General features: G+C 54.2%; 11 protein-coding genes and 1 pseudogene. 7 read left to right on the plus strand and 5 right to left on the minus strand.

Features of this window, described 5'->3' with window-relative positions; all coding sequences use genetic code 11:
* Positions 1–386: 386 nt before the first annotated feature.
* Complete coding sequence (locus ACTBDZ_RS08905; RefSeq protein ID WP_438815058.1) at positions 387–1,781, plus strand: nucleobase:cation symporter-2 family protein; 1,395 nt, start codon at positions 387–389, stop codon at positions 1,779–1,781.
* Positions 1,782–1,942: 161 nt separating this feature from the next.
* On the plus strand, positions 1,943–3,637 hold the full coding sequence (locus ACTBDZ_RS08910; protein WP_438815059.1) for an AsmA family protein: 1,695 nt from the start codon (positions 1,943–1,945) through the stop codon (positions 3,635–3,637).
* Positions 3,638–3,648: 11 nt separating this feature from the next.
* On the opposite strand, the gene fabY is transcribed toward ACTBDZ_RS08910, so the two are convergent.
* The 4 genes from fabY to typA all read right to left on the minus strand — a co-directional run bounded on the left by fabY (position 3,649) and on the right by typA (position 7,797).
* Positions 3,649–4,590, minus strand: a complete 942-nt coding sequence (gene fabY, locus ACTBDZ_RS08915; protein ID WP_438815060.1) for a fatty acid biosynthesis protein FabY — start codon at positions 4,588–4,590, stop codon at positions 3,649–3,651.
* Positions 4,591–4,655: 65 nt separating this feature from the next.
* Positions 4,656–5,093 carry a D-aminoacyl-tRNA deacylase gene (gene dtd / locus ACTBDZ_RS08920; protein WP_438815061.1) on the minus strand — a complete coding sequence of 146 codons (438 nt, stop codon included), beginning with the start codon at positions 5,091–5,093 and terminating at the stop codon, positions 4,656–4,658.
* 68 nt (positions 5,094–5,161) lie between these two features.
* Positions 5,162–5,800, minus strand: a complete 639-nt coding sequence (yihX, locus tag ACTBDZ_RS08925; RefSeq protein ID WP_438815062.1) for a glucose-1-phosphatase — start codon at positions 5,798–5,800, stop codon at positions 5,162–5,164.
* A 170-nt stretch (positions 5,801–5,970) separates the two neighbouring features.
* Complete coding sequence (gene typA / locus ACTBDZ_RS08930; protein WP_438815063.1) at positions 5,971–7,797, minus strand: ribosome-dependent GTPase TypA; 1,827 nt, start codon at positions 7,795–7,797, stop codon at positions 5,971–5,973.
* A gap of 371 nt (positions 7,798–8,168) precedes the next feature.
* Here typA and glnA point away from each other — a divergent pair, with 371 nt between their 5' ends.
* The 5 genes and pseudogenes from glnA (at position 8,169) to ACTBDZ_RS08955 (ending at position 13,097) form a co-directional block, all read left to right on the plus strand.
* Positions 8,169–9,578 carry a glutamate--ammonia ligase gene (gene glnA / locus ACTBDZ_RS08935; RefSeq protein WP_438815064.1) on the plus strand — a complete coding sequence of 470 codons (1,410 nt, stop codon included), beginning with the start codon at positions 8,169–8,171 and terminating at the stop codon, positions 9,576–9,578.
* Between the two features lie 17 nt (positions 9,579–9,595).
* Positions 9,596–9,766, plus strand: coding sequence for a hypothetical protein (locus ACTBDZ_RS08940; protein ID WP_264625994.1), 171 nt, complete (start codon positions 9,596–9,598; stop codon positions 9,764–9,766).
* Positions 9,767–9,816: 50 nt separating this feature from the next.
* Positions 9,817–10,867: pseudogene (gene glnL, locus ACTBDZ_RS08945) on the plus strand (nitrogen regulation protein NR(II)).
* Positions 10,868–10,875: 8 nt separating this feature from the next.
* Positions 10,876–12,288 carry a nitrogen regulation protein NR(I) gene (glnG, locus tag ACTBDZ_RS08950; RefSeq protein ID WP_438815065.1) on the plus strand — a complete coding sequence of 471 codons (1,413 nt, stop codon included), beginning with the start codon at positions 10,876–10,878 and terminating at the stop codon, positions 12,286–12,288.
* Positions 12,289–12,974: 686 nt separating this feature from the next.
* On the plus strand, positions 12,975–13,097 hold the full coding sequence (locus ACTBDZ_RS08955; RefSeq protein WP_264627495.1) for a YshB family small membrane protein: 123 nt from the start codon (positions 12,975–12,977) through the stop codon (positions 13,095–13,097).
* 139 nt (positions 13,098–13,236) lie between these two features.
* Here the strand turns inward: ACTBDZ_RS08955 and ACTBDZ_RS08960 are convergent, their stop codons facing one another.
* The gene (locus ACTBDZ_RS08960) at positions 13,237–14,403 is read right to left on the minus strand and encodes a phospholipase D-like domain-containing protein (protein ID WP_438815066.1); all 1,167 of its coding nucleotides are present in this window, start codon (positions 14,401–14,403) and stop codon (positions 13,237–13,239) included.
* Positions 14,404–14,513 lie beyond the last annotated feature (110 nt).

Genomic DNA, 14,513 nt, shown 5'->3' on the forward strand with positions numbered 1-14,513 from the left:
GTATCGGTGCTATGCTCGACATCGCTCAGTCCGGTTGATGATTTGGGATCTTTATCGATTGATCAGATCGCTCAACTCGGACTGAGTTCCCTTCAGGTGATCTACTATTCGGAACAGTTATTTAGGTGAGACGCAGAAAAAAGGTAGCAAATAACCCTTGTAGTGCAGCACGCGTATATAAAGATCCCCCCTCCGCGAAGCATTAAATTGCTCGTCGCCACGATAAAAAATCGACGTTTTTTCACACATTGATAACGAGGTATTCAAAAAATCCCTACTGTCATCAGACATGACACAAGATTGTTTTATAATCGCTCCACAAACGATTGCTTTTGCAAGGCAGATCATTAAAATGCCTTCTTTGCCGTTTCAGGACGCTCTTGATTATGACTACCACCACCACGGAACTGCCCCAAACGGAGACGCCAACTGCTGCGCCCCGTAACAGTGAATTGATTTATCGTCTGGAAGACAGACCACCGTTAGCGCAAACGTTGTTTGCCGCCAGCCAGCATCTTCTGGCTATGTTTGTGGCGGTGATTACCCCAGCCCTGCTGATCTGCCAGGCACTCGGTTTGCCCGCGCAGGATACCCAGCACATCATCAGCATGTCGCTGTTTGCTTCCGGCCTGGCGTCCATTCTGCAAATTAAAACCTGGGGTCCGGTAGGATCGGGGTTACTTTCTATTCAGGGCACCAGTTTTAACTTTGTTACCCCGTTAATCATGGGTGGTCTGGCGCTGAAAAATGGCGGTGCCGATGTGCCCACCATGATGGCCGCACTGTTCGGCACTCTGATGGTGGCGTCTTTCACTGAAATCATCCTTTCCCGCTTCCTGCATCTGGCGCGCCGCATCATTACGCCACTGGTCTCCGGCGTGGTCGTGATGATTATCGGCCTGTCGCTGATTCAGGTGGGATTAACATCGATCGGCGGCGGCTTTGCGGCCATGAACGATCACACCTTCGGTGCCCCCAAAAATCTGGCGCTGGCCGCTATCGTCCTGCTGGTTATCATCCTGCTGAACCGCCAGCGCAACCCCTACCTGCGCGTCGCCTCTCTGGTGATTGCCATGGCGGTCGGGTATTTTGCCGCTTGGGCGATGGGCATGCTGCCGCAAGACACGTCGGCCACGCACACCTCAGCGATCATGATCCCGACACCGCTCTATTACGGCCTCGGTTTTGACTGGAACCTGCTTATTCCGCTGATGCTGGTGTTTATGGTGACCTCATTGGAAACCATCGGTGATATCACCGCCACCTCCGACGTTTCCGAGCAGCCAGTTAGCGGCCCGCTTTACATGAAGCGCCTGAAAGGCGGCGTGTTGGCTAACGGCATGAACTCCTGCCTGTCCGCCATTTTCAACACCTTCCCTAACTCCTGCTTCTGCCAGAACAACGGCGTTATTCAGCTTACCGGCGTTGCCAGCCGCTACGTGGGTTTTGTGGTCGCACTGATGCTGATCGTGTTGGGCCTGTTCCCGGCGGTAAGCGGCTTTGTGCAGCACATTCCTGAACCGGTACTGGGCGGCGCGACCATCGTGATGTTCGGCACCATTGCAGCCTCTGGCGTGCGTATTGTCTCGCGCGAGCCGCTTAACCGCCGCGCCATCATGATCATTGCACTGTCGCTGGCTGTCGGATTGGGCGTATCACAGCAGCCGTTGATTCTGCAATTCGCACCGGATTGGCTGAAAACCCTGCTTTCCTCCGGCATTGCCGCTGGGGGTATTACCGCGATTGTTCTTAATCTTGTCTTCCCGCACGAAGAAAAATAAAACCAGGCAGAGGCAATAGCGTCCAACTTGGGTATGATAAAACGGCCAGTGTGGAAACACTGGCCGTTTTTTATTGTCTGTAACCACGGTTAAGTATTGAGACGCAGGAAGAATTGCGGCATAACACAAGTACTCACGATGACAAGGCATGGACTGATACGATGAAATTTCTCGGGAAACTACTGCTCACCTTGCTGTTGCTAGCCCTGTTGGCACTGGTCATCGTTTACGTTGTGTTGCAAACCCACTGTGCCGCAAACCGCGTCACTTCCTGGGTAAATGACAATACCGACTACCAGTTAACGCTGGGAAAAATCGAGCATAACTGGTCAGAAGCCGACCATATCGTGTTCAGCGATGTCACCTTTGGTGTCAAAGAGCAGCCGTTGACCCTGGCGGCACGTAAAATATCCTTTGGTTTAAGCGCACGCCAACTGACAGAACCGAGCCACTTTGCCAGCCTGGAACTGGAAGGCGGTACCTTAAATCTGCTGCCTGGCAACAGCATTGCCGTTCCGTTCATGGCCGATGTGCTGCAATTGCGCACCATGGCGCTGCAATCACAAGACGGTGATTGGTCGCTGAACGGGCAGCAAATTAACGGTGGCATCACCCCCTGGCAGCCAGAGCAAGGGCATCTGCTCGGCACGCAGGGTAATTTTCAACTCAGCGCTCGCTCGCTGCGCCTCAATGACGTTCCTGCCAGCCAGGTGCTGATTCAGGGTGAAATCAACAACAACCAGCTCACGTTAACCAATTTTGGTGCAGACGTTGCGGGCGGTCAGTTAACCGGTAATGCCCGACGTGCAGAAGATGGCAGTTGGCAGGTGGATAACCTGCGCCTGAGCAATGTGCGTTTACAAACCACAAAATCGCTGGAAGATTTCTGGCAGCCGGTGGCCGAACTGCCTTCGGTAGCGGTTTCCCGCTTCGATATGGTGGATGCCCGTATTGAAGGGCCCGGCTGGGCGTTTAGCGATCTCGACGTCACGTTGCAAAATATCACCTCCCGCCAGCACAGTTGGGAAAGCGACGACGGCACGCTGTCGTTTAATGCCAGCGACATCGTCAACGGAAGCATGCACCTGATTGACCCTATTGTTAACCTTGCAGTTTCGCCGCAAGGGGTGGCTATCAAACAGTTTACTACCCGCTGGGAAGGCGGTTTGATGCGCACCGATGGCATGTGGACGCGCAATAACCACCGTCTGACCTTGAATGAAGTCGTGGTCGCAGGGATGGAGTATACCCTGCCCATGGACTGGCGTGAGCGCTGGCAGAAGACATTACCGGACTGGCTGAGCGATGTTGAGGTGAAGAAGTTCCGCGCTAACCGCAACCTGCTCATCGACATCAACCCGGATTTCCCGTTCCAGCTCACCGCGCTGGATGGCTACGGCAATAATCTGTTGCTGGCGCGTCAGCACCAGTGGGGCGTTTGGCAGGGCACACTGAACCTGAACGCCAGCGATGCCACCTTCAACAAACTCGATGTGCGCCGCCCTTCTCTCGCGCTAAACGCCGGCGATGCGCAAATAGCCATTACCGAACTGAGTGCATTTACGCAACGTGGTCTGCTCGAGGCGCAGGCCACTATTGAGCAGCAGCCAGGCAGGGCGTTCACGCTGTCATTAAACGGGCGTTCAGTGCCGATGGATACCCTGACACACTGGGGCTGGCAAGCGTCTGAGACCCTTCCCAGCGCCGACAGCAATCTGCAACTGCGTTTAACGGGAAATCTGGCCGCCAACACGCCGCTTAAACCGACGCTGAACGGCCTGTTACAGGGGACCACCAGCGATGGCACCGGCGTAAGGCAGCAGATTCAACACGGTGAAGTGAGCAGCGCGCACTAATGACCGTACCGCTACCCCGCTTCCGAGCCGCCTTGTTCCAAGGGATCGGCAGGCTGCGCGGGTAGCACGATATACACCCCTTCAAACACCGCACCGGCCTTATCATCGCCAAACAGCTCAACGTTCAGTTGCACGCGCGCTTTAAGCCCGCGTGCCAGACGCGTGAGATTGCCGCTCAGCGAGCCTAGATCGGCTACCGCGCTGGGGCGGCCGGTAATCGGCGAGCTGTAACGAATATGCGCATCGGCCAGAATGATGGTGCCCCCCAGATGCCGTTCACGCAGCAATAACCAAATCAGCCCCCATCCAGTCAGCGTCGCCAATGAAAACAGGCTACCAGCAAACAGCGTATGGTGCGGATTCTGGTTACCCGTTTCCGGCATGGTGGTGATAAATTTTTGCCCAGTGTATTGGTTGATTCGCACGCCCATTTTTTCACTGAGCGGGATATGGTCATACCAGGCTTGCTGCAACTGTGCGCACCAATCAGGGCGATGCAGGATATCATCCAGTGAAGCAATGGGTTTGGTCATCAGATAATGACGCACGGGGGTGGTTTGCGGTGCGCTGATCTCCCCTTGCAGGGAAAAACCCAGCTTGGTAAAGAACGCCACGGCATCTTCCCGCGCGCTGCATACCACGCGCTTGACGCCTTCCTGACGCGCGACGGACTCCAGCGTCATCGCTACCAGCGTGCCCAGCCCTTTGCACCGCACGCTGGGATGCACCGCCATAAAGCGAATGGCAGCTTCGTTATCGGCATTAATGGAGAGGCGTCCAATAGCCACCAACCGCCCTTGCTCATCCACCACGGTCTGATGGTGCGCCAGCGCGTCATAAGCATCCCGCTCCGACCCTAATGGCTGGTGCAATGGTTGACGCAGCATCTCCCAGCGGAATTGGTAGTAGGCGTCCATCTCTTCAGCGGTTTCAGGCACTCTCAGGTGATACATTGCCTCCTTCCGATTGGCGGTGTTGCACATCGGTGACAACGGGCGCGCTGACGCGCACGGCATCGTCACACCTGAAGCCAGAACGTGACTGGCCCGTCGTTAACCAAGTCAACCTGCATATCTGCCGCAAAGCGGCCGGTTTGCGTGTGGGTGCCGCGTTCACGGCACTGGGCGGCAAAATACTGATACAGCCTGTCCGCCTCGACAGGTTCTGCGCCGCGGGAAAAGCTGGGTCGCATACCTTTTTGCGTATCCGCCGCTAGCGTGAACTGCGATATCACCAACACGCTGCCCCCGGTTTGCTGCACGTTAAGGTTCATCTTGCCCTGCTCATCGCTGAAAATGCGATAGCCGAGCACGCGCTCACACAGGCGCGCCGCCTTACGTTCATCATCCCCTTGCTCGACGCCTAACAGCACCAGCAATCCGCCTGCAATCTCCCCCACAATGGCATTGTCCACCGCCACACTGGCGCGGGTAACACGCTGAATTAACGCAATCATAAATGACAACCACTCCTGAACCGCTGTTCTTTTAATCGATTTATTATCAACAATGCCAACCGTTTTTATCACAGCTTACCCGCGTTAGCGACGGTATTATGTGCAGGGGAAATGGGATGTTCGGCAAAAAACTGTGGCACCGTATCGCGATCGGTCACCAAAATGCTGTGGATCCCCAACGCTTGCGCAGCGGCAATATTCTGCTCGTTATCATCGAAGAAGATCGTTTGCGCTGGGGTTGCCTGCTCTTGCGTCAGCACATACTGATAAATTCTCGCCTCCGGTTTACGCATCCCGATATCCTGTGACAGATAGAGACAATCGGCGGCCTCGGCCACTTCTGGAAACAGGGCGGGCCAATGCGCACAGTGCAGGCGATTGGTGTTAGACAAAATAACAGCGCGATGTCCTTGCTGGCGCAGTTGCTGCATCATATCCAATACCTCAGGACGCAGCGCAACAAAAATGGCCTGCCAGCCCGCCGTAAACTGCTCGTAGCTCAGCAGCATGCCCATTTCCTGACTCAGTCGGGCACCAAATTCTTCATCACTGATCTCACCGCGCTCATGCAGTTCAAAGGCTTCATCCATGGTAAAGCGCTCTTTCAGCGTGGCGAGTGGCACACCGCTCAGCTTACTCCACACGCCCAACACACGGTTGAAATCGATATCAATGACAACGTTACCCAAATCAAAGATATAAAGCATTTCGCACTCCAGACGTCATGGTTGTTTTTTCACTGTAGCGGGAAACATGGCGGCTGAACAGGGAGGAACATAACTAAAACGTATACGAAATACTCACGGCGGGCAGGCGGGATTGGAAAAAGGCAGGGCGCCTGAAAGCGCCCTGGAACGGTTTTGTAAAGAGCGGCGGATTAGCCCTCTTTCGGCACGCGGTTGGCGCGACGGCGATCGTTTTCGGTCAGGTGACGTTTACGCAGACGAATAGACTGCGGAGTCACTTCAACCAATTCATCGTCATCGATAAATTCCAACGCTTGCTCCAGCGACATTTTCACCGCTGGCACCAGCACGGTGGCTTCATCAGTACCGGAAGCACGCATGTTGGTCAGTTTTTTACCCGTCAGGCAGTTAACCGTCAGATCATTGGAGCGGGTATGAATACCGATGATCTGGCCTTCATACACTTCTGCACCGTGACCCAGGAACAATTTGCCGCGTTCCTGCAAGCTGAACAGCGCATAGGCTACCGCTTTACCCTGACCGTTAGAGATCAGCACGCCGTTCTGACGCTGGCCGATATCGCCCGGACGCACATCGTCATAGTGGCTAAAGGTGGAGTACAGCAAGCCAGTACCGGAGGTCATGGTCATAAAGTCGGTACGGAAGCCAATCAAACCACGGCTTGGAATGATGTAATCCAGACGTACACGGCCTTCACCATCCGGGTTCATGTCACGCATTTCGCCTTTACGCAGGCCCAGCGCTTCCATAACGGAACCCTGATGCTGATCTTCAATATCAACGGTAACTTGTTCGAACGGTTCCTGACGGCGACCGTCGATGTCACGGAAGATAACTTTCGGGCGAGAAACCGCCAGTTCGAAACCTTCACGACGCATGTTTTCGATCAGCACCGACAGGTGCAGTTCGCCACGACCAGACACACGGAAGGTATCCGGGTCTTCGGTTTCTTCTACGCGCAGCGCAACGTTGTGTACCAGCTCTTTCTTCAGACGATCCAGAATCTGACGAGAGGTCACGAACTTGCCTTCTTTACCGCAGAACGGCGAGGTGTTAACCCCGAAAGACATGGTAACGGTCGGCTCATCCACCGACAGCGGCGGCAGAGCTTCAACAACGTTAGCGGTATCACAGATGGTGTCGGAGATATTCAGTTCACCCAGACCGGTGATAGCGATGATATCGCCCGCTTCTGCGACGCTAGATTCGATACGTTGCAAACCCAAATGGCCCAACACCTGACCCACTTTACCGTTACGGCGTTTACCTTCCGCATCGATAATCGTCACTTGCTGGTTCGGTTTAACGCGACCGCGTTTGATACGGCCGATACCGATAACACCCACATAGCTGTTGTAGTCCAGCTGGGAGATTTGCATTTGCAGCGGACCGTCCAGATCGACGTTCGGCGCTTCAACGTGTTTGACGATCGCTTCGAACAGCGGCGTCATGTCTTCCGCCATCTCTTCGTGATCCAAACCGGCGATACCCATCAACGCAGACGCGTAAACGATAGGGAAATCCAGTTGCTCGTCGGTAGCACCCAGGTTGACGAACAGATCGAACACCTGATCGACGACCCAGTCAGGGCGCGCGCCCGGACGGTCAACTTTGTTGATGACCACGATCGGTTTCAGGCCATAGGCAAAAGCTTTTTGGGTAACGAAACGGGTCTGGGGCATCGGGCCGTCCATTGCGTCTACCAGCAGCAGCACTGAATCGACCATGGACATTACACGCTCCACTTCACCACCGAAATCGGCGTGTCCTGGGGTGTCAACGATATTGATACGGTAATCTCTCCAGTTAATGGCGGTGTTTTTCGCCAGAATGGTGATACCGCGTTCTTTTTCCAGATCGTTGGAGTCCATAACGCGCTCAGTGGCGTCATTTCGTTCACCCAATGTTCCAGATTGTTGTAGCAGCTTGTCAACCAGGGTAGTTTTCCCATGGTCAACGTGCGCAATAATAGCAATGTTACGCAAATTCTCGATCACAGCTTTGCCTCAGGCATTTAGAAATAGCGCGCTATTGTACACGGATTAAGCGAGGGACCAAACAAGATCACACTCCTAAGCGATAAACAACCCAGGGGTGCTTGCTTTGTGATCCCTTTCACGGTGCAACGACGCAGAGAAAGTAAACAAACGCACACAAACAGTGCACTATTTTGGTGATTATGAACCATAATAGTGCAACGAACGCTAATGGTGCAGGCACTGCCTTCAATGAAAGCCTGAAAACAACGCCTCCCAACCCCATGCGTAGAGTTGGCATGATTTTAGCTTAAACCCTATTACGGTAACAAACATCATTCCATAACGATATTCGTTCCACGACGATAAATGACAAATCGGGAGATCCAAATATGTCCGCAGAACATGTTTTGACGATGCTGAATGAGCACGAAGTAAAATTCATCGACTTACGATTTACCGATACCAAGGGTAAAGAGCAGCACGTCACCATTCCAGCTCACCAGGTTAGCGCTGACTTCTTCGAAGAAGGCAAAATGTTCGACGGCTCCTCCATTGGTGGCTGGAAAGGTATCAACAAATCCGACATGGTGCTGATGCCTGACGCAAGCACCGCTGTACTGGACCCGTTCTATGAAGACACGACGCTGATCATTCGTTGTGACATTCTGGAACCGAACACCATGCAAGGTTACGATCGCGACCCGCGTTCCATCGCGAAACGCGCTGAAGAGTACCTGCGTTCCACCAGTATCGCGGATACCGTTCTGTTTGGGCCAGAACCTGAATTCTTCCTGTTTGACGACATTCGTTTCGGCAGCAGCATCTCCGGCTCTCACGTTGCTATCGATGACATCGAAGGTGCCTGGAACTCCAGCACCAAATACGAAGGCGGCAACAAAGGCCACCGTCCAGCAGTGAAAGGCGGTTACTTCCCAGTTCCGCCGGTTGACTCCGCACAAGACATCCGCTCTCAGATGTGCCAGGTAATGGAACAAATGGGTCTGGTTGTTGAAGCTCACCACCACGAAGTGGCAACGGCTGGTCAGAACGAAGTGGCAACCCGCTTCAACACCATGACCAAAAAAGCGGACGAAATTCAGATCTACAAATACGTTGTTCACAACGTAGCGCACGCTTATGGCAAAACGGCCACCTTTATGCCGAAACCGATGTTCGGTGACAACGGCTCTGGCATGCACTGCCATATGTCCCTGTCCAAAGGCGGTACCAACAAATTCTCCGGCGACAAATACGCTGGCCTGTCTGAAGAAGCGCTGTTCTACATCGGCGGTGTCATCAAACATGCTAAAGCGATCAACGCCCTGTCCAACCCGACCACCAACTCTTACAAGCGTCTGGTCCCGGGTTATGAAGCTCCGGTAATGCTGGCGTACTCCGCACGTAACCGTTCTGCTTCTATCCGTATCCCGTTCGTCTCCAGCCCGAAAGCAGCACGTATCGAAGTGCGCTTCCCGGACCCGGCGGCTAACCCGTATCTGTGCTTCGTCGCACTGCTGATGGCTGGCCTGGATGGTATCAAGAACAAGATCCACCCTGGCGATGCCATGGACAAAAACCTGTACGATCTGCCGCCGGAAAAAGCGAATGAAATCCCGCAGGTTGCAGGCTCTCTGGAAGAAGCACTGAACGCGCTGGACGCTGACCGTGCATTCCTGACGGCGGGCGGCGTGTTCACTGACGACGCTATCGATGCTTACATCGGTCTGCGCCGTGAAGAGAACGATCGCGTTCGCATGACGCCGCACCCGGTTGAGTTCGAACTGTACTACAGCGTTTAATCAACGACTGCGTACCTATGATTTACCTCGGCGTGGTGGGCGTGCTGAACCCTGCCATGACCGAGCATCAACAGAATTATAAGAAGTTTGTTTTTGTTGCCGTGGAAACTTTTCAGCCCATCTTCGGATGGGCTTTTTTCACCATCGGCCTTATTTCTTTATCATCAATATTAGCCGTTGCGACGTAACATCCATCATCTACACTACAATGCACCGCGAGGGTGCAGGAGTCTGCGTTATGGCAACAGGCACGCTGCCCGATGCTGGGCAGATCCTCAATTCTTTGATCAATAGTATTTTATTGCTGGATAACGACCTGGCAATCCACTATTCCAATCCGGCTGCCCAGCAGTTGCTGGCGCAAAGTTCGCGCAAATTGGCGGGAACACCGTTGCCGGATCTGCCCAGCTATTTCTCGCTAAATATTGAGCTGATGCGCGAAAGTCTCAACGCGGGTCAAGGATTTACGGATAACGAAGTGACTATCGTTGTCGATGGCAGAGCACACATCATGTCGCTCACCGCACAACGCATTCAACACAGTTTTATCCTGTTGGAGATGGCGCCGATGGACAACCAGCGCCGCCTCAGCCAGGAACAATTACAGCATTCCCAGCAGCAGGCAGCGCGTGATTTGGTGCGCGGTCTGGCGCATGAAATCAAGAATCCGCTCGGCGGATTGCGTGGCGCGGCACAGTTGCTGGCCAAAGCGCTGCCCGACCCCGCGCTGACGGAATACACCAAAGTGATCATTGAGCAGGCCGATCCGCCTGCGCAATCTGGTAGACAGGCTATTAGGGCCGCAGCAACCGGGTTTACACGTAACACAAAGTATTCATCAGGTCGTTGAGCGCGTCTGCAAGTTGGTCTCGTTAGAAAAACCTGACAACGTGACGCTGGTGAAAGATTACGATTCCAGCCTGCCAGAGCTGACCCATGACCCAGACCAGATTGAACAAGTGCTGCTGAACATTACCCGCAATGCGCTCCAGGCGCTGGGTAAAGAAGGCGGCACCATTACGCTGCGCACGCTCACCGCTTTTCAACTCACGCTGCACGGCGTGCGCTATCGCTTGGCAGCGCGTATTGATATCGAAGACGATGGCCCTGGCGTCCCTGCTCAGCTGCAAGACACGCTGTTTTACCCGATGGTAAGCGGTCGCGAAGGGGGCACCGGGCTGGGATTATCGATCGCGCGCAGCCTGATCGATCAGCATTCGGGAAAAATTGAATTTAACAGTTGGCCAGGTCATACAGAATTCTCGGTTTACCTGCCCATTCGCCAGTGAGGTTCACGATGCAACGAGGGATATTCTGGATTGTCGATGACGATAGCTCCATCCGTTGGGTGCTGGAGCGCGCGCTCACTGGGGCGAGGTTGACCTGTGCCACCTTTGATAACGGAAATCAGGCGCTGCATGCGCTGGCAACCCAAACGCCGGATGTGCTGCTGTCCGATATTCGCATGCCAGGCATGGACGGTCTGGCGCTGCTGCAACAGATCAAACAGCGTCATCCGATGCTGCCAGTGATTATTATGACCGCGCATTCCGATCTGGATGCTGCGGTAAGCGCTTACCAACAGGGTGCATTTGATTACCTGCCAAAACCGTTTGATATCGACGAAGCCGTCGCTCTGGTTGAGAGCGCGATCAGTCACTATCTGGAACAGCAGCAGCCGGTCCGCGCGCAACCGCTCAATGGCCCCACCACCGATATCATTGGTGAAGCGCCGGCCATGCAGGATGTGTTTCGCATTATTGGCCGACTCTCCCGTTCATCCATCAGCGTGCTGATCAACGTGGAATCGGGAACTGGTAAAGAACTGGTGGCACATGCGCTGCATCGCCATAGTCCGCGCGCCAAAGCACCGTTTATCGCCTTGAATATGGCAGCCATCCCCAAGGATCTGATCGAATCAGAGCTGTTTGGTCACGAAAAAGGGGCGTTTACCGGCGCGAATCAGATTCGTCAGGGACGCTTTGAACAGGCTGATGGCGGTACCCTGTTTCTGGATGAAATCGGCGATATGCCGCTGGATGTGCAAACACGGCTGTTACGCGTATCGGCTGACGGGCAGTTCTACCGCGTCGGTGGCTACGCTGCGGTGAAAGTGGATGTGCGTATCATCGCTGCGACCCACCAAAATCTGGAACTGCGCGTTCAGGAAGGCAAATTTCGCGAAGACCTGTTTCACCGCCTCAATGTGATTCGCGTCCATCTGCCTCCACTGCGTGAACGGCGTGAAGATATTCCGCGGCTGGCACGCTACTTCTTGCAGGCAACCGCCAAAGAGCTGGGCGTAGAACCGAAAAATCTGCACCCGGAAACGGAAACGGCGTTAACGCGTCTGCCCTGGCAGGGCAACGTGCGTCAGTTGGAAAACACCTGCCGCTGGCTGACCGTTATGGCCGCCGGACAAGAGGTGTTGATTCAGGATCTGCCGCCAGAGCTGTTTGAAACCACGGCCCCCGACGCCACGGTGCACATGCTGCCGGACAGTTGGGCAACCCTGCTGGCGCAATGGGCCGATCGGGCGCTGCGTTCCGGTCATCAAAACCTGCTCTCCGAAGCGCAACCGGAGATGGAAAGAACGCTGCTCACCACCGCGTTACGCCATACGCAGGGTCATAAGCAAGAGGCGGCCCGCCTGTTGGGATGGGGACGTAACACCCTGACGCGCAAGCTCAAAGAGCTGGGCATGGAATAACCGCAACAAGCATTACTGACGGCCATCAGCGGCATGATGGCCGTGCACCTGCTACCGTTTCCTACTCAATCCCCCATTCTGTCATTCCCGCACAGATGTTGAGGAATCTCCACAAATTTAGGCCAAGTCTTTTTGTTGGTACAGTGAATGTTTCGTGCGCGTTAACTCACGCGGTTATTTGCATCGCACATCGCACGCGCCCGACACGGGGCGCTCAATCGCCCTCGCCCCGTGGCCCCTGGCTTTTCGCGGGAAATAACGCCGCTTACGCGGTGCCTTCGGAGCCCGAGCCCACTGACGGGCCGCCAGCGACGCGTTCCCGACGCGGCGCTGACTTTCGCGGCATCCTGCCGCTCACCCTGTGGTCTCGTTCCCCTCAGCGTTATTTTTTACGCGTTATAAAATCAAAAAAAGTCAAAGAATTAAAATCATGCCGCTTTACGTTATTTTTCTGAGGATTCCCCAGCCCTGAGGAGAGAGTCTCCCACTGATAGCGCGCATTTCACCAGAAGGGTGTCCCCAGCCAACACCGAGAACGATGACAAGCGTGACGCTTACGCTCCGTTTACCGTGCCCTCACAGGTATCGCCAGGAATTACAAGCCAGCGCACAAAATTGTCGATATTTTGTTCTTTACATAAAACCAGCCGGCAGATGATCGTGTCGCTGATTCAGGAGAACGTACCATGCTAGATTCACTTATTTCTGCGGCGACACACGGCGCGGAGCTTGGCGCAGCGGCGAGTCACTCACCGCAAACCGCCATTGCTGCGATTCTGTGCGCTGCATTGATCAATTTCTTTATTTAGGCCTGACCGACACGCCATCGGGCTGATGTCCTATATCACAATAACATCCCCCATCATCTCGATGATGACGTTGTTTGAATATAAAACGTTTTAACCTGAAAACGCCCCGCTATCGTCGGGGCGTTTTTTTTGCCTTGGCTCAATGTTCCCCACCGGGGCGTGGTGCTGGATAGTCTTTATCCAGTTGAATCGGTTGCGCGTACTCACTGTTCCACAACTGGGCGTACAACGCATCAATGCGCGCGGCCATCGCTGGGCTTTGCATTACAATCTCCAGATTGCGCGAGTTATCAAGATAACCACCGCTCCAGTTACTGGTGCCCACCCAGGATTTTTGTTGATCAATGGTCATGACCTTGCTGTGAATCACGCGGGCAAAGGGAATGAACCCACTGCTTGCCTCAGGCAATGTCACGATTTTCACCTCGACGTTCGGCAACACCGCCAAACTTTTGAGATAAGCAATGTTCGGCTTTTTGCTGCTCCAGTTCGCCACCATTAACTCCACATTCACCCCGCGTGCCGCCGCGCTGCGTAACGCGTTATCCATCACCGCATAATAGGAGCGAGTGCGATTCGGGCCGTATGAGAGCGGCGCGTAGTCCATCACCTGAATACGCACGCGGGTTTTCGCTTGCGCCAGTAAGCGTGGCAATTCCGTTTCAGAATCCAGCACGCCCGATGGGTTGAACGCTTTGGGGCTGGCAACCAGATAGTTATCTGGGCGCGAATCATCCTGCACAGCCGTCTGCATAACAGGCTTGACAGCGATACCTTGCGCCAGTGCTTGCTGCGCCTGCCAGTCCTGTTCAAACACTGCATTGAGCTGTTTAACCACGCAGGGGTCGTCGATAAGCAACCCGGTTTCGTGAATATGCTCAAGCGAACGCCAGTCAAAATTTTGGCTGCCAACGTAGGCACGTTTGCCATCCACCAGCAGGTATTTCGCATGCAGAATCCCGCCGGTCAGCTTACCGTAAGGAACGACCCGCAGTTCCAGATTGGGAATCGCCTTCAACTGCGCCAGCGTTTCCGGCGTTGACAGTGCAATGCCCTTCTCTTCTAACAAAAAACGAATACGTACACCGCGCTCTCCCGCGCTGCGCAGATGTTGCAACACGTTATCAAGCCGCGAGCCGCGCTGATTGGCAACGTAGAATTCCCCCAACGACAGGCTATGTTGCGCTTCATCAAACAGCGCACTCCAAACAGCATCCGGCGCACGCAGATCCAGGGCCTGTAACGTGGTTTCTACTGGCGCGGTATACACCAACTCATAACCGGGAATGGGCTTTGTTGAATAAATAGAAAGTTTGGGTAATCATCGGAACAGATCACCATAGTTGTTTCAAAATCAGGTCTCCATGGCAAAACAAAATTTTAAAATCACTAACTGGCCCTCATATAACAAGGCCC

The sequence above is a fragment of the Symbiopectobacterium sp. genome, assembly GCF_051710365.1.
Classification (GTDB): domain Bacteria; phylum Pseudomonadota; class Gammaproteobacteria; order Enterobacterales; family Enterobacteriaceae; genus Symbiopectobacterium.

What these genes read in the sequence shown, in the direction of transcription:
- ACTBDZ_RS08955 (WP_264627495.1), top strand. Translation starts at nt 12,975, where the DNA reads ATGCTAGATTCACTTATTTCTGCGGCGACACACGGCGCGGAGCTTGGC.
- ACTBDZ_RS08905 (WP_438815058.1), top strand. Translation starts at nt 387, where the DNA reads ATGACTACCACCACCACGGAACTGCCCCAAACGGAGACGCCAACTGCT.
- fabY (WP_438815060.1), bottom strand. Translation starts at nt 4,590, where the DNA reads ATGTATCACCTGAGAGTGCCTGAAACCGCTGAAGAGATGGACGCCTAC.
- ACTBDZ_RS08940 (WP_264625994.1), top strand. Translation starts at nt 9,596, where the DNA reads ATGATTTACCTCGGCGTGGTGGGCGTGCTGAACCCTGCCATGACCGAG.
- yihX (WP_438815062.1), bottom strand. Translation starts at nt 5,800, where the DNA reads ATGCTTTATATCTTTGATTTGGGTAACGTTGTCATTGATATCGATTTC.
- glnA (WP_438815064.1), top strand. Translation starts at nt 8,169, where the DNA reads ATGTCCGCAGAACATGTTTTGACGATGCTGAATGAGCACGAAGTAAAA.
- ACTBDZ_RS08910 (WP_438815059.1), top strand. Translation starts at nt 1,943, where the DNA reads ATGAAATTTCTCGGGAAACTACTGCTCACCTTGCTGTTGCTAGCCCTG.
- glnG (WP_438815065.1), top strand. Translation starts at nt 10,876, where the DNA reads ATGCAACGAGGGATATTCTGGATTGTCGATGACGATAGCTCCATCCGT.
- dtd (WP_438815061.1), bottom strand. Translation starts at nt 5,093, where the DNA reads ATGATTGCGTTAATTCAGCGTGTTACCCGCGCCAGTGTGGCGGTGGAC.